Source organism: Aeromonas sp. QDB62 (assembly GCF_027705695.1).
Lineage (GTDB): Bacteria > Pseudomonadota > Gammaproteobacteria > Enterobacterales > Aeromonadaceae > Aeromonas > Aeromonas allosaccharophila.
This window is the reverse complement of record NZ_JAPDCD010000003.1, coordinates 164,504-181,609: the sequence shown is the minus strand read 5'-3', so window position 1 is coordinate 181,609 and position 17,106 is coordinate 164,504. Positions and strand designations below refer to the sequence as shown.

Annotated in this window: 20 protein-coding genes; 9 read left to right on the top strand and 11 right to left on the bottom strand. The window is 58.5% G+C overall.

Translation table 11 applies throughout. The features are described from left to right. Positions 1-58 precede the first annotated feature (58 nt). A complete protein-coding gene (locus OKC27_RS02865; protein ID WP_042060878.1) occupies positions 59-490 on the top strand; it encodes a universal stress protein in 432 nt (143 codons plus the stop codon). Between the two features lie 77 nt (positions 491-567). Here the strand turns inward: OKC27_RS02865 and OKC27_RS02860 are convergent, their stop codons facing one another. The 4 genes from OKC27_RS02860 to crp form a co-directional block, all read right to left on the bottom strand. After that, positions 568-1,203 carry a murein L,D-transpeptidase catalytic domain family protein gene (locus OKC27_RS02860; RefSeq protein WP_182938130.1) on the bottom strand — a complete coding sequence of 212 codons (636 nt, stop codon included), beginning with the start codon at positions 1,201-1,203 and terminating at the stop codon, positions 568-570. Between the two features lie 174 nt (positions 1,204-1,377). Continuing rightward, a complete protein-coding gene (locus OKC27_RS02855) occupies positions 1,378-2,487 on the bottom strand; it encodes a porin (RefSeq protein ID WP_182938129.1) in 1,110 nt (369 codons plus the stop codon). Positions 2,488-2,750: 263 nt separating this feature from the next. Continuing rightward, positions 2,751-3,551, bottom strand: coding sequence for a putative RNA methyltransferase (locus OKC27_RS02850; RefSeq protein ID WP_182938128.1), 801 nt, complete (start codon positions 3,549-3,551; stop codon positions 2,751-2,753). Positions 3,552-3,675: 124 nt separating this feature from the next. Continuing rightward, positions 3,676-4,314 carry a cAMP-activated global transcriptional regulator CRP gene (gene crp, locus OKC27_RS02845; protein WP_033135974.1) on the bottom strand — a complete coding sequence of 213 codons (639 nt, stop codon included), beginning with the start codon at positions 4,312-4,314 and terminating at the stop codon, positions 3,676-3,678. A 329-nt stretch (positions 4,315-4,643) separates the two neighbouring features. Here crp and OKC27_RS02840 point away from each other — a divergent pair, with 329 nt between their 5' ends. Together OKC27_RS02840 and OKC27_RS02835 are read left to right on the top strand one after the other, a co-directional pair. Further along, on the top strand, positions 4,644-5,048 hold the full coding sequence (locus OKC27_RS02840) for an OsmC family protein (protein WP_182938127.1): 405 nt from the start codon (positions 4,644-4,646) through the stop codon (positions 5,046-5,048). Positions 5,049-5,145: 97 nt separating this feature from the next. Further along, entirely contained in the window at positions 5,146-5,442 is a 297-nt protein-coding gene (locus OKC27_RS02835) for an MliC family protein (protein ID WP_042060888.1), read from the top strand. Positions 5,443-5,584: 142 nt separating this feature from the next. Here the strand turns inward: OKC27_RS02835 and OKC27_RS02830 are convergent, their stop codons facing one another. From OKC27_RS02830 to OKC27_RS02820, 3 genes are read right to left on the bottom strand one after another with little or no spacing between them, the layout of a single operon-like run. After that, positions 5,585-6,118, bottom strand: a complete 534-nt coding sequence (locus OKC27_RS02830; RefSeq protein ID WP_042060890.1) for a DUF4136 domain-containing protein — start codon at positions 6,116-6,118, stop codon at positions 5,585-5,587. 16 nt (positions 6,119-6,134) lie between these two features. Further along, on the bottom strand, positions 6,135-7,004 hold the full coding sequence (locus tag OKC27_RS02825; protein WP_075114027.1) for a phosphoribulokinase: 870 nt from the start codon (positions 7,002-7,004) through the stop codon (positions 6,135-6,137). A gap of 52 nt (positions 7,005-7,056) precedes the next feature. After that, on the bottom strand, positions 7,057-7,281 hold the full coding sequence (locus tag OKC27_RS02820; protein WP_075114028.1) for a YheU family protein: 225 nt from the start codon (positions 7,279-7,281) through the stop codon (positions 7,057-7,059). An 89-nt stretch (positions 7,282-7,370) separates the two neighbouring features. Between OKC27_RS02820 and OKC27_RS02815 the strand changes: the two genes are divergently transcribed. Next, positions 7,371-8,546, top strand: coding sequence for a sensor domain-containing diguanylate cyclase (locus OKC27_RS02815; protein ID WP_075114029.1), 1,176 nt, complete (start codon positions 7,371-7,373; stop codon positions 8,544-8,546). Here the strand turns inward: OKC27_RS02815 and OKC27_RS02810 are convergent. The 3 genes from OKC27_RS02810 to OKC27_RS02800 all read right to left on the bottom strand — a co-directional run bounded on the left by OKC27_RS02810 (position 8,482) and on the right by OKC27_RS02800 (position 11,265). Then, complete coding sequence (locus OKC27_RS02810; RefSeq protein ID WP_075114030.1) at positions 8,482-9,486, bottom strand: hydrolase; 1,005 nt, start codon at positions 9,484-9,486, stop codon at positions 8,482-8,484. The genes OKC27_RS02815 and OKC27_RS02810 overlap by 65 nt on opposite strands. Positions 9,487-9,552: 66 nt before the next feature. Continuing rightward, complete coding sequence (locus tag OKC27_RS02805; RefSeq protein WP_042658491.1) at positions 9,553-10,452, bottom strand: chemotaxis protein; 900 nt, start codon at positions 10,450-10,452, stop codon at positions 9,553-9,555. A gap of 153 nt (positions 10,453-10,605) precedes the next feature. Continuing rightward, positions 10,606-11,265, bottom strand: coding sequence for a hypothetical protein (locus OKC27_RS02800; RefSeq protein WP_075114031.1), 660 nt, complete (start codon positions 11,263-11,265; stop codon positions 10,606-10,608). A 39-nt stretch (positions 11,266-11,304) separates the two neighbouring features. Between OKC27_RS02800 and OKC27_RS02795 the strand changes: the two genes are divergently transcribed. Further along, a complete protein-coding gene (locus tag OKC27_RS02795; RefSeq protein WP_005335287.1) occupies positions 11,305-11,508 on the top strand; it encodes a YheV family putative zinc ribbon protein in 204 nt (67 codons plus the stop codon). A 143-nt stretch (positions 11,509-11,651) separates the two neighbouring features. Beyond that, entirely contained in the window at positions 11,652-12,335 is a 684-nt protein-coding gene (gene slyD, locus OKC27_RS02790) for a peptidylprolyl isomerase (protein ID WP_058052998.1), read from the top strand. A gap of 412 nt (positions 12,336-12,747) precedes the next feature. Here slyD and OKC27_RS02785 read toward each other — a convergent pair whose 3' ends face one another. Next, a complete protein-coding gene (locus tag OKC27_RS02785) occupies positions 12,748-13,608 on the bottom strand; it encodes a Tim44 domain-containing protein (RefSeq protein ID WP_058053005.1) in 861 nt (286 codons plus the stop codon). Between the two features lie 363 nt (positions 13,609-13,971). Between OKC27_RS02785 and dnaB the strand changes: the two genes are divergently transcribed. From dnaB to OKC27_RS02770, 3 genes are all read left to right on the top strand, one after another. Continuing rightward, positions 13,972-15,366, top strand: coding sequence for a replicative DNA helicase (gene dnaB / locus OKC27_RS02780; RefSeq protein ID WP_033136212.1), 1,395 nt, complete (start codon positions 13,972-13,974; stop codon positions 15,364-15,366). Between the two features lie 196 nt (positions 15,367-15,562). Next, positions 15,563-16,636 (top strand): alanine racemase, encoded by a 1,074-nt coding sequence (gene alr / locus OKC27_RS02775; protein WP_182938124.1) that lies wholly within the window; start codon positions 15,563-15,565, stop codon positions 16,634-16,636. Beyond that, positions 16,636-17,055 (top strand): secondary thiamine-phosphate synthase enzyme YjbQ, encoded by a 420-nt coding sequence (locus tag OKC27_RS02770; protein WP_182938123.1) that lies wholly within the window; start codon positions 16,636-16,638, stop codon positions 17,053-17,055. The genes alr and OKC27_RS02770 overlap by 1 nt, the downstream gene beginning before the upstream one ends. The last annotated feature ends 51 nt before the right edge of the window (positions 17,056-17,106 follow it).

Here is a 17,106-nt window from a genome sequence, read left to right as displayed (position 1 = left end):
GGTTGTTATGATCATGAAAAGATTCAATAGTGCCCCAATCAGGAGAGGAGACTGCATTATGCCATCGATCAAAACGCTGCTCTGTCCGGTCGATTTTTCCCAAATGTCCCGTGCGGTACTCGACTATGCCGTATTCATGGCGCAGAGCCATCAGGCCCAGCTCAAGCTGATCCACGTGGTCGATCAACTGCACGGTTTTGACAGCTACAAAATCCTGCATATGACGGCGGTCGAGATCACCCACGAGATGGAGCGTCAGGCCAAAGCCCAGCTCAAAGAGCTGGTGGCGACGCTGCCGATCCCTGCCACCTTTGATATTCGCTTTGGCCGCGCCGCCGACGAGATCGTGATTCAAGCCAAGGATGATGAGGTGGAGCTGATCGTGATGGGCAGTCACGGTCGCTCCGGCATCAGCCATCTGCTAGTAGGCAGTGTCGCTGAATCTGTGGTGCGTCATGCACCCTGCCCGGTACTGGTGGTGCGCCAATAACGCGCCCCGTTTAGCGTGAAAAGCGTAACAAACAAGGCCAGCGATTGCTGGCCTTGCGTTTTCTGCTGCCGTGCCAGCTAACCGTGGGCGTAGATGACGCTGCCCCCCTTGATGGTATCTATGATGGCTCTGGCCTGCTCCTTGGGCAGGGCCGGGCAACCCCAGCTGCGGCCCAGCTTGTCATATTTGCGCAAATGAGTCGGGCTGGCATAAGTGGCGCCATGCACCACAATGGCGCGTTTGCGGGCATTGCTGTTCTTGCCGGGGCTGAGCCCGTCCAGCCGCAGGGAGTAGCCATGCTTGCCCAGATAGGTTTCTGCGGTGCGATAGACACCGAGGGAGCTTTGCCGGGAGTTGAGCTGGTTGGAAAAGCGTTCTGCGGCCAGTTCACCGGAGTTGCGGCCATGGCTGACCCAGGTGTGATAGAGCAGCTTGTGGCGTTTCATATCGATGACAAACAGCCTGCGCTGGGTAGAGGGCTTGCTGTAATCGATGATGGTGAGAATGGCTTTACGCTTGTGGCGCACGGTTTGATAACTGTTGAGGGCTTGGCGAAAGGTCTGTTTGTCCAGCTTGCCTGCCAGACCCAGCTGGCGATAGAGGCTCTGATCCCAGCTGGCATCTGCGGTGCTGCTCCAGATGAGCGATATTAACAGCAGTGGTAACAGCAACCACCCGCATTGCCAGCCTGTGTTCCGGTCTGCTTGTCCCATCCTTGCATCTCTCCTTTGGCATTCCCTGCAACAGAGCTGATATCGCCCTCAATCTGCTCGATAGTTATATTCAAGGCGTTGAAAAGGCGCAATAAAAAAACCGGCCGCAGAGCGGCCGGAAGTAATTCAAACAGTAGACATTGGTATCACAGGGTATAACTGACTTCCAATTACTTAGAAGTTGTACTGCAGAGCCACACCAACTACGTCGTCAGTGTTCTGACCCAGCTTGCTGGTAGAGTCAGCAACGGAATCCAGCAGGTTGACTTTGTAGTCAACGTAGGCGTTGAAGTTGTCGGTGAAGTTGTACCAGGCACCGATAGATACGTACTCGGTGTAGGTATCATCGATACCGTGAGCAGTGTCTTTTACATCAGTGCGCAGGTAAGCCAGAGATGGCTTGAACTTGCCGAGGGTGTACTGGGCCACGGCTTCGTAACCGTCGTGCTTCTCGGCATAACCGTTAAAGCCATTTCCGATGTACATGTGGTTCTCACCGTGGGAGTAGGTCGCCGCCAGGTAAAGGTCACCCACAGCATACTTGGCACCAAAGCCCATCAGCTTGGCATCCTGGTCGCCACCGAAGGCAGCATAGCGAGCTTGCTCATCGGTCTTGCCAGCCTGGTTATAGGCAGCAGACAGACCCAGACCCATATCGAAGTCATAGGAGGCAGCTACCGCGAAGCCTTCAGCTGAACCTTTGCTGTTCCAGCTTTCGCCGTTGTAGGTGTTGCCGTTGAAAGATTTGGTGATTGCACTACGGCCAGCATTCTGCGGATCGTTGTTACCGGTGAACTGGGCACCCAGGGTCAGACCGTTGTAGGTGTACAGGTACTGGGCCAGACCGTTGGTACGGCCGGTACCGAATACTTCGGTGCCTTTGCCCAGGCCGTCACCGCCCCACTCGGGCAGTACGTCGGTGTAGTCGTTCACGATGCGGAACAGACCATCCTGACGACCGTAGCTGAATGCGCCGAAACGGTCGTGCTTGATGCCTGCGTAAGCGTAACGCAGTTCGTCGTTGTCAGAACCGGAGGTCGGCAGGTTGTACTCGGCAAAACCGAATGCCTTCATCTCGGGAGCAATCTTGGTCTCGCCGCGCATGTTTACACGGAAGTAGCTCTGGTCACCTTCGGAACCGTTGTCATCAGTGCCGTAGTACATACCCTGAGCACGGCCACCGATATCCAGCTTGGTATCGTTCTGGTTGTAAACGGTAGCGGCATGAGCGCCGCTCGCCAGCAGCAGGCTGGAGATGGCAATAGTCAGTGCAGACTTCTTCATATGCTTTATTCCTCTGATGTAAACACTTGGACCTGTTCCGGTCTTTGTTAGTTTGATCGGGATTGAACCGATGGGGACAAGGTAGAGCGGTTAACCTTGACTGGAGCTGAATCAGCGGCGGGTTACTTGTTGATGACTGTATTGTCATTATTGGGGGCGGGCGGGTGATTGGTACTTTTATTGTTCAAAATCAAGTGATTAGTTTTTAACTGCAGACAGAAAAAAGGCAGTGTTTGTATAAAACACTGCCGTTTTGAACACTATCAGAGCGGTTTTTGCCACAGGGTCAGCAGCAGATCCTGTTCCAGCTCATCCGGGCCCTGTTGAGCGAAAGCGTGACGCTGCTCACCGGTGGCGCGCCAGCCAAGGCGGCTGGTCTCCAGAATAAAGCTGCGCATGGCGTGATCCATGCTGAGGCTGAACTGACAGCGTTGTTGGGCCACCTGATTAAGGCCACCGAGGGTCGGCCAGCTGAGGGGGTGTTCCATGCTCACCGGGTTGAGGCTGACCCGCAGTTGCCACTGATGACGGGGGCCCGGCTGCAGATAGAGCAGATAGCCACCGGGGGCCAGCCACTCTGCCAGCAATTCGCTTCTTACCTTGAGATCATTGACCAGCAGCACCTGAGCCGAGCCCGGCTGCAGCGGTGCGCGGGCGGGGTCGGCAATGACAAACTGGCCGTCCGGCTGCGCTTTTTTGGCGGCAAAGATGGTGTTCTTGGCGATATCAACACCAGCAAATTGCCAGCCGGGCAGACGCGCTGCCAGCGCACGGCAGTAGTAGCCTTCACCGCACCCAAGATGGATCAGCTCTTGCGGGGCTAGCGGAGAGAGCAGGGCGGCCATGGCCTCGACCAGCGGCAGTTGGTGGCCAGCTTCCAGAAAGTGGTGCTTGGCGCGCATCAGGGCACGGCTGTCGCTGTCTTTGGGATTCTTCTTGCCGGGGATGAGATCCAGATAACCTTCCGGTGCCGGATCGAAGTGATGCTTGTTGTCGCAATAGCGGCCCTTAGATGCCTCATGGAGGTGGAGCGGACTGCGGCAACGGGGACATTGAAGGTGCATAGAAACTCTCTTGGCGAACGCCGAAACAGGAAGGGCGTTCGGGATTATAGGGGAGAGGATCAAAAAAGGCTGCCGTAGCAGCCTTTTTTATCCCAAGGCCTCTGTCAGGCCCGTGGACGGGTCATCAGCGAGTGCCAAATACCACAATGGTCTTGCCGTGAGCAGAGATGAGCTCCTGCTCTTCCAGCATCTTGAGGATGCGGCCCACGGTTTCACGGGAGCAGCCGACGATCTGGCCGATCTCCTGGCGGGTGATCTTGATCTGCATGCCATCCGGGTGGGTCATGGCATCCGGCTGTTTGGCCAGGTTGAGCAGGGTCTGGGCGATCCGGCCGGTCACATCCAGGAAGGCGAGGTTACCCACTTTCTGGCTGGTGTGCTGCAGGCGCTTGGCCATCTGGCCAGAGAGGCGCAGCAGAATGTCCGGGTTGACCTGGATCAGCTGGCGGAACTTCTTGTAGGAGATCTCTGCGACTTCGCAGGATCCTTTGGCGCGAACCCAGGCGGAGCGCTCGGGATTCTCGTTCTCTTCGAACATCCCCATCTCGCCCAGGAAGTCGCCCTGATTGAGATAGGAGAGGATCATCTCTTTGCCCTCATCGTCCTTGATCAAGACGGCCACCGTGCCCTTGACGATGTAGTAGAGGGTCTCCGCTTTTTCACCCGCATGGATCAGGGTGCTCTTGGCGGGATACTTATGAATGTGGCAGTGCGACAAGAACCATTCCAGGGTGGGATCGCTTTGCGGTTTGCCAATGACCATGAGAATTCCTCTGTAGTGTCTTTTTATGGACTTGTGCGTCCGGGCAAGTTGCCAATCTTGCCATTCCTTGTATTGGTCGCAGTAGGATAAGAGCCTTTGCCTGTGCTGACAAGGCTTTGCGGGCTTTTGAAAGAGCCCTTTGAGTAATGCCTGCTGCGCCGCTGCGGCCATTCTAGGGAAGATAGCGCTCGGAGATGTTGATTTTGATCTATTTCCATCCCGACAGTCGCTTCCCCGCAGGGTCTGCGCATCGAGATATGCCGCTAGTCCGATGGCTGGGGTATGCTAGGCAGATCATACTATGGCGACAACAACTGAGGACGCGTGAGATGAAAGCCAGGGTCAGCTGGGTGGAAGGAATGAAGTTTGTGGGTGAGAGTGAATCCGGTCACAAGGTGATCCTGGATGGTGCCAACCCCGGTGAGGGCGCCAGCCCGATGGAGATGATCCTGCTGGCAGTCGGCGGCTGCAGTTCTATCGATGTGGTCTCTATCCTCGAGAAAGCGCGCCAGTCGGTGACTGCATGTCATGTCGACGTCAGGGGCGAGCGGGTCGATAGCGTGCCGCGGGTTTTCGAGAAGATTAATCTGCACTTTGTGGTGACAGGCAAGGGATTGGCAGAGAAGCAGGTAGCCAGAGCGGTGGATCTGTCGATGGAAAAATATTGTTCTGTTTCCCTGATGTTGGAAAAAGCGGTACAAATTACCCATAGTTATCAAATTGTTGAAGCTTGATAACTGACGATTGTTTCGTTGAACCCCTGCCATAAGGCCATCACCTCAGGCCACGGCACAAGGTCATTACATAAGGCCACCACATAAGGAAAGTGCAATGAAAAAATTGATCGCTCTGCTTCCCCTGCTGGGTCTGGCTGCTTGCAGCAGTCCACAGCCTACCCAGTATCAATACAGCCAGTACCAGTGTGGCGAAGAGATGCTGGCCATCACCTATGATGCCCAGGCTGACATGGTGCAGTTCCCCTATGCCGGGGTTTACCACAAGCTGGGCCGCGTCGAGGCTGAGTCCGGCGCCAAATATTCAGACGGTGTGACCACCTTCTGGAATCAGGACAAGCAAGGACTGCTCACCCAGAAAGGGGTTACCCTGCTGACCTGCACCCTCAAATAAGTGGCTACACAGGTCTGACGGTGTGCGGCAGTGTCCCCCGAATCTGGCCTGCGCCAGCTTGGGTCAAGAGGTTGACAGTACAAAAAACGGCTTGCCGGGAGGCAAGCCGTTTTTCTATCTATCCATTATCACTAAACAAGCGTTAGTTGGTCGGGACGCTATGAAGCAGTTCGGCGGCGAGCTGCTGGCTGAGCGCCTGACGCTGGCTGTCGGCAATGCTCACATCGCTGGTCAGCTGGATGATGCTGCTCCAGACCGCTTTCTGGGTTTTGCGATCGAGCAGCACGATGGCCAGCGAACCTTTGCGTTCGTTGGCCGAGGCATAGACCCCCGGCGTCATGCCGAGGCGCGCGAAAATCTCGCCGTCGCTGATATCCTTGCCGCCTGCGACGCCGATGGCGACCCACAGATCCGCCTCGTCGAGCGGTGCGCTTTGCCACCCCTTGCCATTGAGCTCCCGGCTCACCGCCTGCTGCATCGGCTCCAGCCATCCTTCCGCCAGCTCACCGGCGAATTGATACTGCTCGGCCAGGGCGTAGCGCGGGGTTGCGCCATAGGTCCAAGTGCCAAGCGGGCGAACCAGCATGGTGCCGGATTCGAGCGTGGGGGCCGCCGGCCCGCTGCTGCAACCGCCCAGCAGGGCGAGCAGAGCCACAGAGAGATAAGCAAGCCGCATCGTGAACTCCTTTGAATCAGGTTATTTTGCCGGTTTCGAGCAACTGCTGGATGAGCGGGCGCAGGATCAGCTCCATCGCAAAACCCATTTTGCCGCCCGGCACTACTATGGTGTTCATCCGCGACATGAATGAGCCATCGATCATCGACAGCAGGTAGGGGAAGTCCACCTGCTTGATACCGCGAAACCGGATCACCAGCATACTCTCGTCCAGACTCGGGATCACCTTGGCACTGAAGGGGTTGGAGGTGTCCACCGTCGGCACCCGCTGGAAGTTGATATGGGTGCGCGAGAACTGCGGGGTGATGAAGTTGATGTAGTCATCCATGGAGCGAACGATGGAGTCGGTCACCGCTTCGCGTGAATGCCCTCGCTCCGAGGTATCGCGGATCAGCTTCTGGATCCACTCCAGGTTGACGATGGGCACTACGCCTATCAGAAAATCCACGTGGCGTGCCACATTGTGATCCTCGGTGACCACGCCGCCGTGCAGCCCTTCATAAAACAGCAGATCGGTATTGTTGGGCAGATGCTGCCAGGGGGTGAAGGTGCCGGGCATCTGGTTGAAGGGCACCGCCTCGTCAAAGCTGTGCAGGTAACGGCGATACTGGCCATTGCCATCCTGGCCATAGCCCTGGAAAAAGCTCTCCAGCAGGCCGAAGTCATTGGCCTCCGGGCCAAAATAGCTGATGTGGCGCCCCTGTTCGCGCGCCTTGCGGATCGCTACATCCATTTCCGGTCGGGTGTAGCGGTGAAAACTGTCGCCTTCCACCACCGCCGCGGTATATCCCAGTTGATGGAACATGGAGCGAAAGGCGTTGGTGGAGGTGGAGGTGCCGGCACCGGACGAACCGGTAACGGCAATAATGGGGTGCTTGGCCGACATGGGATTCTCTCTTCCTTGGGAGTTCCGTTATAAGGTCAGAATTTCGGTTTGGTCAAGACGGTTCGACGAAGCGATCTTTCATCACGATATTCACCGATTCGTGCAGCTCGCTATAGACGATGACTGCCTTGCCTTGCTGTAATTGCGTTTTTACTGCGTCTACTTTGACGCCGAGCGGCACATCCTGCTCCCCGTACTCGGTTCCTTCCTGTAACACAAAGTGTTCGATCAGGTTGGTCAGGGTGTCGCTGTCCAGTTCTTGCCAGGGAATGATCATGATTGAAGTTGTCTTAGCTGCAATGTCGCTATTGTCTATCTGTGACCATCAAGCGCAAGGTATTTGTATGATTCCGGGGACGGCCTGAGATGTTTTCTGTCGGTTCTCGTCCGCACGCTGCCGATTTTGACGACCATCTCTGGAGCATTCGCCGGCAGGCATTGAGTCAGGGGATCCGCTGGTTCTGGGTGGCCAATCTGCTTGGCTGCCTGCTGCTGCTGGTCCGTTTTTACGTTTACCAGCATGCCGAGCTGATCATGGATAACCGGTTGCCCTGGCGTTACGAGTGGCAACTGTGGGCCATGATGGCTGGCAATATTCTCTACCCACTGTTGCGCTGGTGGTTACTGTGCAAGCCCGGTCGAGAGTGGTTGCGCGTACTGCAGGGCTATGCGCTGTTTTGGGGCTCCTGTTGGGCGCTGGTGGGTTATGCCACCGCCGTCACCGAGATGAAGGGCGGCTTCAGTCTCGCCTTCATGTCCCTCAGCCTGCTGCTGATGACCTCCCTGATCGCCCTCTATTGCGAAAAGAGCCTCTGTTACTGCTTTATGGCGCCCCCCTGGCTCTATCTGCTGAGCGCCCCTCTGACGGTAGAGGTTCCCTTTATGCTCATGCATTTATTGCTGGTGATCGGGTTGGCACTGTTGCTGGAGACGGGACGGCGCATGCTCTATGGGTGGTTTGTGCTGGCGGTGGCCAGAGAGTACGAAAATCTGGCGCTGGCGTGCCGGCTGGATGGTCAGGCCAAGCAGGATCCGCTGACCGGGTTGGCCAATCGCCGCTACTTCAATCAGGTGGGGGAGCTGGCGATCAAACAGGCGATGCTGCAGGATCACTCCTTTGCGGTGATCCTGCTCGATGTGGATTTTTTCAAGAAGCTGAACGATTGCTATGGCCATCAACGGGGCGACGAGGTGCTGGTGAGCGTTGCCGGATGCTTGCGTGAGGTGGTGCGTAATCAGGGTGATCTGGTGGCCCGTTACGGCGGTGAGGAGTTTGTGCTGTTATTGCCCAAGGCTACGCTGGCTATCGCCGAGACGGTGGCCCAGCGTGTGGCGGCGGCATTGGCGCGTCAGGCGTTGCCCCACGCCGAGTCCAGCGTGGCAGCCCATGTCACCGTGAGTCAGGGGATCGCCTTGTGGAAAAGCGGTGAATCTCTCGACCGGGTCATCGCCCGTGCCGATGAGGCGCTCTATCGGGCTAAGGCCGAAGGGCGCAACTGCTATCGTATTGCCCCTGCAGACACTCATCCAGCCAGCGACTGATCCGTTCGTCCAGCCAGAACCTTGGCCGCCAGGGTGTGCCGTGCAAAAAGCCGACATGGCCGCCGCGCTGGCTCAGCTCATAGCGTACCTTGGGCGAGAGCTGCTCCGGCCGGGGGATGACGGCGTGTGACATAAAGGGATCGTCGGCGGCGTGAATGACCAGGGTCGGGATCGGGATCTGGCGCAGCAGCGGCAGACCGGAGCAGCTCTGGTAGTAGTGGCTGGCGCTGTGAAAGCCGTGCAAGGGTGCGGTGACTTGCTCGTCAAAATCACGCAGGGTGGCAATCTGCTCCACTTGTCTGGGTTGCCAGCGTTCACTCGCTTGCTGCTGGTGGCTGATCTTGCTGAGCAGGTTGCGGCGCATGGTGCGCAGCAGATAGTTCTGATAGACCTTCGAGAAACCCTGATTGACCCGCTCGGCGCAGCTCGCCAGTTGCAGCGGAGCAGAGACCACCACCGCAGCTTTCAGTGCCGCAGGACAGGCGCGGGCCAGCAGATTGACCAGCATATTGCCGCCGAGCGAAAAGCCGATGGCGATCAGTGGCTTGCCCGGGAAGCGCAGGCTCAGCGCGGCAATCACCTCCTGCGCATCACCGATGGCGCCGGAGTGATAGGCCTGCAGATGGCGATTGGGCTCGCCGCTGCAACCGCGAAAGTGCATCAGCACCGCCTCCCGGCCCTCTCGTTGCAGATGGGCGAACAATCCCTTGGCATAGTGGGAGTGAATGCTCCCCTCCAGCCCGTGAAACACCACTATCAGTGGCCGCTCGTCAAGGCTCACTTCCCCGCTCCAGGCGAGATCGACAAAGTCCCCATCCTGCAGTTCAAACCGCTCCGCCACAAAGCGGGCAGGGGTGCGGCGCAGCCATTTGGGCAATATGGTCTGCAGATGAGGATTGCGGGCCCACCAGGGGGCGTGGAAGTGGCTCTCGGTCAGCATGGGGTCAGTCGGTCTGGGTCGAAGATAAGGAGGGCGGGATGTGTGCACCTCCCGCCAGTCATTGGCTTATTGTTGCAAATGATCGTGATGCTCGGCACCGCGCAGCATGGCCTGGATCAGCTCGTTGGCCTCGAACTTGGTCAGCGCCTCGTGGGCACCCACCTGATGGGCCCGCTCCACGCTGATCTCGCTGGAGAGCGAAGTGTGCAGGATGATATAGGCCCCTGCCAGCTTGCTGTCGCTCTGCACCTCGAAGGCCAGCTCGTAGCCATCAAGCCCCGGCATCTCGATATCGCTCACCAGAATGTCGATGGGGGTCTTCTGGCTCGCCCGCTCCTGCATCAGGGTCAATGCATCCTTGCCGTTGGAGCGGACTTCATAGGGGATATTGATGTAGTCCAGCGCCGCCATCAGCTGACGGCGGGCGACCGAAGAGTCATCGACCAGCAGGATCCGCATCGGCTTGATCCGTTCGCGCTGCACATCGGTCAGTACCGGATAGAGGTGGCTCGGGTCATCCGGATAGACCCGGGAGAGGATCAGCTCCACATCCAGCAACTGGATCAACTGGTCATTGACCCGGGTCACACCGGTGACGAACACATTTTGGCCGAGGGCGGCGGGCGGTGACTCGATATCGCGCCAGTTGCACTCGGTGATCTTGTCGATGCCCCGCACCAGAAAGCCCACCAACGTGCGGCGGCAGTCGGTGATGATGATGAAGCAGTGGGGCATCTCCTCCTTGCTGATCGGGCGATAACCCACCGCCATCGCCATGTCGATCACTGGAATGGTGGAGCCACGCATATTGGCGGCCCCCAGCACGGTCGGATGCGAGTGGGGCATTGCGGTCAGCTGGGTGTAGGGCACTATCTCCTTCACCTTGAGGGTACCGATGGCAAAGGATTGTTTGGCTGAAAGGTGAAACAGCAACATGCCCTGGGATTGATTGGCTTTGCTCGTCATGGCAGATGTCCTGTTGGTCGAAACGTTGGCAGTCACTTCAGGCCTCTAGCATAAAGGATTACGGGGGGAATGGCCCTCCCTTGTTAGCGACCATCTGGCAAAAAACTGGACTCGTTTCACCGACTTTCTTGGCGTTATCACGCTGACAATCGGCTACTGGCCATCATCCCCGCTAACGCCCCACTGCTGACAGGCAGCTTGCAGCGCGGCCTCATTGGCATAGCCCAGCTTGCTGGCCACCTGGGCTGGCTTGCTGCCGCCCTTCAGCAGTCTGAGCGCCTGCAGCAGTTGCCACTGCTGTTGCAGAGCAAGGCCTTCTACAGGCGCATCGGCCTGTTGTGCCCACTGTTGCAGAGACTCTGGCTGGCCACTGGCCAGGGCTTGCCAGCGAGTTTGCAGATCATGGTATCCCTGCTGGCTGATGGCGCACTGTTGCAACTCATCCAGGATCACCTGCAGTCGCTGACCATAGGCCCCTTGCCACTCTTTTGGTCGCTGCCACCGGGCCTGCGAATCGAGCAGGGCATCGAGCAGCGGCGTGGCCTGTAGCCAGCCGGCCTGCTGCGGTTGATCAAGGCGCAGGGAGACATTCAGCTGATCGTAATCGCAACCGCTGAGCGGGCTGAAAGCGGCGAGGGCATCGGCGCAGAGCCAGAAGCTGCTGCCTGCGGGCAATAACAGCTCATGCTGGCCCAGTCTTAGCAGCGCGGCGCCCCGGGTGATCCGCAACAGCTGCCCGACCGGGGTCCGTTTGCGGTTGCCGGCGTGCAGGCCCTGGCAGGAAAAATGGTGATACTCGATGGCGTGATGCATGTAAAAACCCTGATATGATGCTGCCTGGAGGTAACAAATATGGAAACCAGACGTAAAAAACGCTTCATTGCCGGTGCAGTCTGCCCGGCGTGCGGCAAGTTGGACAACATGATGCTGTATCTGGAGCATGGAGTCGAGAAGGTGACCTGCGTCGCCTGTGGCGACACCCAGGTACAAACGCCGGCCGAAGTCGACAAGCAGACGCGCGAGGCGGAAGAGGTGATCGGGGTGTTTCGTCCCTGATGAGTCAATGGTTGGTGCGATGCGGGTCTCCCCGCTGACGCTGTTGCCGTTTTTTTCGTCACCCGGTGGCGCGGCACGGCATATGCGCGGCCCGCTTTTTAGGGTATTCTGAGCCCGTTTTTTTCTATCCGCAGGATCCTGACATGAAAGTAGCTCCTCTGAGCGTGGTTACGCTGGAATACACAGTCACCGACGAGCACGGTGAAGTCATCGACAGCACTGTCGGCAAAGAGCCGCTGGTCTATCTGCACGGCACCCGTTACCTGGTCTCTGGCCTGGAAGCCGAGCTGGAAGGTCGCGCGGTAGGTGAAGCCTTCGAAGTGACTCTGGCACCGAGCCAGGCCTACGGCGAATATGACGAGACGCTGGTACAAGAAGTACCGGGCGAGCTGTTCGACGGCATGGAAGTCTCCGAAGGGGATACTTTTGTGGCTGAGACCGACGATGGCCACCGTCCGGTGACCGTGGTTGAAGTGTCCGAAGAGTTCGTCAAGGTGGATGGCAACCATCCGCTGGCTGGTGTGACCCTGGGCTTCAAGGTCGAGATCAAGGACGTGCGCGCTGCCACTGCCGAAGAGCTGGCCCACGGCCACGTTCACGGTGCCGGTGGTTGCGGTCACGATCACGGTCATGACCACGATCACGGCGGCTGCTGTGGCGGTCATGGTCACGACCATGATGACGATCACGACCAGGGCGGTTGCTGTGGTGGTGCTGGCCACGGTCACGATCATGGCCACGACCACGGTGACGACCATGCTGATGGTCAGGGTAAAGGCGGCTGCTGCGGTGGCGGCGGTTGTGGTGGCAAAGGCCATCACCACTGATCACTGCCATGCCGATGATAAAAAATCTGCCATAGGAGTCATACCGAGCAATTAATGCTCATTAATTGCTCCTCCTTGGATGATGAAATCCGAAGCCGGTTGTTCTGGCTTCGGATTTTTTATGTCTGTCAAATAGGCTCGCGGCTTTTCCCAAGCTAACAGGGCAGCTGCTCAACATTATTCCCTCTCGGTTCCGCGATGTGTTTTTGGCTCTATGTGCAAACGTCATCTGTAAACGGGTTACCAAATCGGTGTCATCATCAGCACAATATGACCATGTTACTTCACGCCCCAACAGTTATGACGAGCCAGCGCCAGCCTCTATTTGGTCGCTTTGTGCCCTATAAAAAAATAGCCAGTCAGACTTAACTGACTGGCTATTGCCTAGTGATTCACTGATTGGCGCTAAGCCTTACAGCTGCTCGATACCGACGATATGCCAGGGGGCATTGTTCTTGGCCAGATCGCGCTCGAGGTGCCACACCTCTTTGATGTCTTCCTCAACCTGCTCCTGACGGTCCATATAGCGGCCGCTGAAGCGTACGCTCACCTGAGCCCAGTCGCTGCCGTAGTCGGCGCGTACCAGCTGGGTGTCGACGTACATCACTTCGGTGTGCTGGTCGCCAGTCAGTTCGGCGCGCTCGGCTTTGAGCTGTTCGAACAGCTCCGGGCTGACGTACTCGCGCACTTTTTCCAGATCGTTCTTGTTCCACGCTTCTTGCAGGGTGCGATAGTGATCGCGGGCTCCGGCCAGGAAGCTGTTCATGTCAAAGCCTGGCGGCAGGCGGAACGGCACGTCGCTGTCGGCAAAGCCGGTGGCTTGCGGTGCGCTGTTGCTCTGCTCGAACTGCTGCGGGGCAGCGGATTGCGGTGGCTGATAGCCCGCATAGGCCGCCTGTTGTGGCTGTGGCGTCGCGACCTTGCCCCGGCGCATGGCACGGAACAGGAACACGGCACCCAGTGCCAGCAGGGCAATCAGCAGGAAGTCCATTCCTTGCAGACCTTCAAAGGCACCGCTGCCCAGCAGGTAGGCAAACAGACCACCGGCCAGCAGGCCGCCCAACAGGCCACCCATCATGCCGCTCTTTTTCGGCGCAGTCTGGGCACCCAGTGCCGGGTTCTTGGTGTCGACCGGTTTGGCCGCAGGCTGGGCCGGCGCAGTTTTGTAACTTTTACCAAAGGATTTGCCGCCGCCAAATTTCTTGGCTTCGGCGTGAGGTGCCCCCAGGCCAATGGCCAGGATCACGGCAAACAGGGTCAGCATCTTTTTCATTTTGACTCTTTTCACTCTCGTCTGTGGGTGGGGCATGCTCCGCTTTGGCAAGCTCAGCAAGGCGCATGGCAGGCTGCCTGTCCCTAAATGTGTCGCAGCTTGTATTCATCAATATCACTGTTGGCATGAATTATTCATGAACGAGTTGTCTGGTCATCAGGCGTCAAGAGCAGGAGTACACAGCATGAAAAGCAGGCGATTGAGTCGCAAGGAGCGCAAAATGCGTAGCAAAATCAAAAGCAACAAGAGTGAGCCGACCCTGGTCTGGCCTTTTATGATGGTATGAGCCGCCAGATAGGGCTCGCCGTAGTTGGCTTTCTTTTGTAAAATTCCCGTCCCCTTCCCGCTGCGGTTTTTATGTGTATGGCAGAGCAAGTGACGGCGAAAAAAGACGCCAAGACACAACAGCTGAAAGTTCCTCCCCACTCTTTTGAGGCCGAACAGTCCGTACTGGGCGGCCTGATGCTGGATAACGATGCCTGGGATCGGGTTGCCGAGCGGGTGATCGATCAGGATTTCTACAGCCGCCCGCACCGGCTGATCTTCCAGGCCATGACCCGCCTCTCCAACGCGGGCAACCCCATCGACCTCATTACCCTGCAGGAGGAGCTGGAACGCTCCGAACAGCTGGAGGAGTCCGGTGGCTTCGCCTATCTGGTTGAGATCGCCAAGAACACCCCGAGTGCTGCCAACATCAACGCCTACGCCGAGATCGTGCGTGAGCGGGCGGTGGTGCGGGAGATGATCTCGGTCGCCAACGAGATAGTCGAAGCGGGCTACGAGCCGCAGGGCCGTACCTCCGGCGATCTGCTCGATCTGGCCGAGAGCAAGGTATTCAAGATTGCCGAGCAGCGCAGCAGCGCCAATGAGGGGCCCCAGCCCCTCAAGCTGATCCTCGAGCAGACGGTCGACAAGATTGAAGAGCTGTTCAAGACCCCGCATAACGGGGTGACCGGGGTGTCGAGCGGTTATGGCGATCTCGACAAGATGACCGCCGGTTTGCAGCGTTCGGACTTGATCATCGTGGCGGCCCGTCCCTCCATGGGCAAGACCACCTTTGCCATGAACCTCTGCGAGCACGCGGCCCTCACCGCCGACAAGCCGGTGCTCATCTTCTCGCTGGAGATGCCCTCCGAGCAGATCATCATGCGTATGCTCGCTTCGGTCGGTCGCATCGACCAGACCAAGGTGCGTACCGGTCAGCTCGACGACGAGGATTGGGCCCGTCTCTCCTCCACCATGGGATTGCTGCTCGAGAAGGGCAAGATGTATATCGATGACGCCTCCGGCCTCACCCCGACCGACGTGCGTTCTCGCGCCCGCCGCATCGCCCGGGAGCACGGTGGCCTCTCGATGATCATGATCGACTACCTGCAGCTGATGCGGGTGCCGGCGCTCTCTGACAACCGTACCCTGGAGATCGGCGAGATCTCCCGCTCCCTCAAGGCGCTGGCGAAAGAGCTGCAGTGCCCGGTGGTGGCGCTCTCCCAGTTGAACCGAAGCCTGGAACAGCGGGCCGACAAGCGCCCAGTCAACTCGGATCTTCGTGAATCGGGTTCCATCGAGCAGGATGCGGACTTGATCATGTTTATCTATCGTGATGAGGTTTATCACGATGACAGTCCGGACAAGGGGATTGCCGAGATCATCATCGGCAAGCAGCGTAACGGCCCTATCGGCCGTGTGCGCCTCACCTTCCAGGGGCAGTTCTCCCGGTTCGACAACTACGCCGGTCCGGCGTTTGATGACGACTATTGATGTAAACCCAGGGTGATGGGGGATTAGCCATCACCACGACTGCCCTGACCGATAGCCCAAGCAGACAGCGGCCAACCGTCAGGGCCTGTTTTCCCGGTTCGACAATTATGCCGGTCCGGCCTTCGACGACGATAAGTGAGTGGCGGTCTTCGGCCCGATGAGGGGGAGACCATTTGTGCCCTCGTAAGGGAAAACCATGAAAGCGGCTACTGCCCAAATCAACACTGCGGCCTTGCGCCACAACCTCGCCGTGGTCAAGCGCCACGCTCCCGCTTGCAAGATCATCGCTGTGGTCAAGGCCAACGCCTATGGCCACGGACTGCTGCCGGTCGCCCGCACCCTGGTGGATGCGGATGCCTATGCGGTGGCCCGCATCGAAGAGGCGCTGATGCTGCGCTCCTGCGCCGTGGTCAAGCCCATCGTGCTGCTGGAGGGATTCTTCTCCGCCGATGATCTGCCGGTGCTGGCGGCCAACAACCTGCAAACGGCGGTTCACACCTGGGAGCAGCTCGAAGCGCTGGAGCAGGTCGAGCTGCCAGCCCCCGTGGTGGCCTGGCTCAAGCTCGACACCGGCATGCACCGCCTCGGGGTGCGCGCCGACGAGATGCCTGCCTTTATCGAGCGACTCGGCAAGTGCAAGAACGTGGTGCAGCCGTTCAACATCATGACCCACTTCAGCCGCTCCGATGAGCTCGAACAATCCACCACCCGCGAGCAGATCGATCTCTTCAGCCGTCTCACGGCACCGCTGGCGGGCGAGCGGGCCATGGCCAACTCGGCGGGCATTCTGGCCTGGCCGGACTCCCACTGCGACTGGGTTCGCCCCGGCGTCATCCTCTACGGCGTCTCCCCGTTCCCCAACACGGTGGCGGCCGATTACGACCTGCAGCCGGTGATGACCCTCAAAACACAGCTGATTGCGGTGCGGGATCACAAGGCGGGCGAGCCGGTGGGCTACGGCGCCAACTGGGTGTCGGATCGTGATACCCGGCTCGGGGTGATCGCCATCGGTTACGGTGACGGCTATCCGCGCATGGCGCCCAATGGCACCTCCGTGCTGATCAACGGTCGCATCGTGCCGCTGGTAGGGCGTGTCTCCATGGATATGAGCACCGTTGATCTCGGCCCAGGTGCGACCGACAAGGCCGGTGACGAGGCTGTGCTGTGGGGCGAGGGGCTGCCGGTAGAGCGGGTGGCCGACGAGATTGGCACCATCCCCTACGAGCTCATCACCAAACTCACCTCCCGCGTCTTTATGGAATACGTCTGATGTGGCAGCAGTGCCTGTTGACCCTGAAGCCCCGTTCGCGGGGCTTTCATCTGGTGACGGACGAGCTGGTGGCCAAGCTGCCGATGCTGGCGGATTACCGAGTCGGCATGGCTCACCTGCTGCTGCAACACACTTCCGCCTCGCTCACCCTCAACGAAAACTGTGATCCGAGCGTGCGCAGCGATATGGAGGCCCATCTGCACCGGCTGGCGCCGGAAGATGCTCTCTACTATCGCCACACCTATGAGGGGCCGGATGATATGCCCGCTCACATCAAATCCTCCCTGCTCGGGGTGAGCCTGCTACTACCAGTTCGCGATGGTCAGCTGGCGCTCGGCACCTGGCAGGGGATCTGGCTTGGCGAGCATCGCATCGATGGCGGTGCTCGCAAGGTGCTGGTGACCCTGCAGGGGGAGTAATCAGGCTGCAACCAGCTGAAAAACTGGATAAAAAAGAGGGATGGCGCCGGC

Excerpts from the sequence above, each read along its gene's own strand:
- OKC27_RS02865 (WP_042060878.1), top strand. The coding sequence starts at position 59 with ATGCCATCGATCAAAACGCTGCTCTGTCCGGTCGATTTTTCCCAAATG.
- OKC27_RS02860 (WP_182938130.1), bottom strand. The coding sequence starts at position 1,203 with ATGGGACAAGCAGACCGGAACACAGGCTGGCAATGCGGGTGGTTGCTG.
- OKC27_RS02855 (WP_182938129.1), bottom strand. The coding sequence starts at position 2,487 with ATGAAGAAGTCTGCACTGACTATTGCCATCTCCAGCCTGCTGCTGGCG.
- OKC27_RS02850 (WP_182938128.1), bottom strand. The coding sequence starts at position 3,551 with ATGCACCTTCAATGTCCCCGTTGCCGCAGTCCGCTCCACCTCCATGAG.
- crp (WP_033135974.1), bottom strand. The coding sequence starts at position 4,314 with ATGGTCATTGGCAAACCGCAAAGCGATCCCACCCTGGAATGGTTCTTG.
- OKC27_RS02840 (WP_182938127.1), top strand. The coding sequence starts at position 4,644 with ATGAAAGCCAGGGTCAGCTGGGTGGAAGGAATGAAGTTTGTGGGTGAG.
- OKC27_RS02835 (WP_042060888.1), top strand. The coding sequence starts at position 5,146 with ATGAAAAAATTGATCGCTCTGCTTCCCCTGCTGGGTCTGGCTGCTTGC.
- OKC27_RS02830 (WP_042060890.1), bottom strand. The coding sequence starts at position 6,118 with ATGCGGCTTGCTTATCTCTCTGTGGCTCTGCTCGCCCTGCTGGGCGGT.
- OKC27_RS02825 (WP_075114027.1), bottom strand. The coding sequence starts at position 7,004 with ATGTCGGCCAAGCACCCCATTATTGCCGTTACCGGTTCGTCCGGTGCC.
- OKC27_RS02820 (WP_075114028.1), bottom strand. The coding sequence starts at position 7,281 with ATGATCATTCCCTGGCAAGAACTGGACAGCGACACCCTGACCAACCTG.
- OKC27_RS02815 (WP_075114029.1), top strand. The coding sequence starts at position 7,371 with ATGTTTTCTGTCGGTTCTCGTCCGCACGCTGCCGATTTTGACGACCAT.
- OKC27_RS02810 (WP_075114030.1), bottom strand. The coding sequence starts at position 9,486 with ATGCTGACCGAGAGCCACTTCCACGCCCCCTGGTGGGCCCGCAATCCT.
- OKC27_RS02805 (WP_042658491.1), bottom strand. The coding sequence starts at position 10,452 with ATGACGAGCAAAGCCAATCAATCCCAGGGCATGTTGCTGTTTCACCTT.
- OKC27_RS02800 (WP_075114031.1), bottom strand. The coding sequence starts at position 11,265 with ATGCATCACGCCATCGAGTATCACCATTTTTCCTGCCAGGGCCTGCAC.
- OKC27_RS02795 (WP_005335287.1), top strand. The coding sequence starts at position 11,305 with ATGGAAACCAGACGTAAAAAACGCTTCATTGCCGGTGCAGTCTGCCCG.
- slyD (WP_058052998.1), top strand. The coding sequence starts at position 11,652 with ATGAAAGTAGCTCCTCTGAGCGTGGTTACGCTGGAATACACAGTCACC.
- OKC27_RS02785 (WP_058053005.1), bottom strand. The coding sequence starts at position 13,608 with ATGAAAAAGATGCTGACCCTGTTTGCCGTGATCCTGGCCATTGGCCTG.
- dnaB (WP_033136212.1), top strand. The coding sequence starts at position 13,972 with ATGGCAGAGCAAGTGACGGCGAAAAAAGACGCCAAGACACAACAGCTG.
- alr (WP_182938124.1), top strand. The coding sequence starts at position 15,563 with ATGAAAGCGGCTACTGCCCAAATCAACACTGCGGCCTTGCGCCACAAC.
- OKC27_RS02770 (WP_182938123.1), top strand. The coding sequence starts at position 16,636 with ATGTGGCAGCAGTGCCTGTTGACCCTGAAGCCCCGTTCGCGGGGCTTT.